The sequence below is a fragment of the Endozoicomonas sp. SESOKO1 genome (assembly GCF_024606265.1).
Lineage (GTDB): Bacteria > Pseudomonadota > Gammaproteobacteria > Pseudomonadales > Endozoicomonadaceae > Endozoicomonas.
Genome location: NZ_JAHHPP010000090.1, coordinates 1 through 1,077 on the forward strand (window position 1 = coordinate 1; position 1,077 = coordinate 1,077).

Consider the following 1,077-nt stretch of genomic DNA (forward strand, 5'->3'; position numbering starts at 1 on the left):
GACTCGATACTCCGGCTTCTCGTCATCCGGGTGAATCAGGAACATATAGCGAGACTCCACCAGATGATTCAGGGATAGGTTAATCAGTCCAAGCCAGGAACTGTGATTCTTGTTGGAGTCCGGGCGCACAGAAGGCAGAGAGCGAAGGTCGGACAGCGCTGATGTTTCTTCCGGTGATAGTAAATCATCGTCGTCCGATGAAGGATTGTCAGCATTGGCCAGTTGCTCCAGTGTTTCCATAACGTCCTGTGCAGTCAACGCCCCCAGATCGTCCGGATGGGTATTCAGGTCCTGAGGGTTTGGGAATGCTGTCATGCCGATGGCAATGTGAACCAGAAGCAGTCGGGATTTTCCAGCATCGCGCTTTTGGATCTGGTTGCGATAATCGCTGAACGACGGCATCCATAATGAGCGAGGGTGACTGTTGGTAAGGTGTAATCCGCCAGCACTGACTCCGAGGATTTTCAAGTCCATGCCATCAGCGGCCTGATGTACTAGCTCGCTGAACGATTCACTGGCCCGGTAATCCTGAAGTAGCTGGTCATGTTCCTGCTTATTATTTTTATAGACGTTCCGGCCGCCATTTCGCTGGATCTGTAGCCGTGACATCGTCAAGTAAAGTAAGCGGTTCGCCTTTAAGATATCGCTATTCATTCAGTGACTGCCCTTGTATTAAATTTCGTCGTTACTGATCAAGCCCACAGTGATTTCATGACCGTGCAAAAGGTACTTGTCCTCAGTCCGATATTGGTACCGCTGGCTGAAATCAGGACAGAGCGATTGGGTTTTATAGGCCTCCTGACTCTCTGGCTGCATACATAACATAGCAATGGACTGGAGCGCCCGGGGTGCCAGATTGCCCAGCTCTTTTTCCACCAAAGGGAACAATGTTGATACGCTTGTTGCGCCTGTCTCAGACAGTGTCTTTTGTAACCAGGCCATCACATCTCGCTGAAGCAGCTCATCAAAAGGTGACTGGTAATCCTGGGGAAGCAATTCATCAACTTCCTCGACCTCGCCCGCATCAGAAACGGGTGCTTGCTCAAGCGCTGCTTCGAGGTTTTCAATGAACAGATC

Annotated in this window: 2 protein-coding genes; both read right to left on the bottom strand. The window is 50.5% G+C overall.

Features of this window, described 5'->3' with window-relative positions; translation table 11 throughout:
* The coding region (locus KDK13_RS04810) for a hypothetical protein (protein ID WP_257283805.1) at positions 1–654 on the bottom strand (654 nt) is incomplete at its 3' end.
* A gap of 18 nt (positions 655–672) precedes the next feature.
* On the bottom strand, positions 673–1,077 hold a 405-nt coding region (locus KDK13_RS04815), incomplete at its 5' end, for a hypothetical protein (protein WP_257283806.1).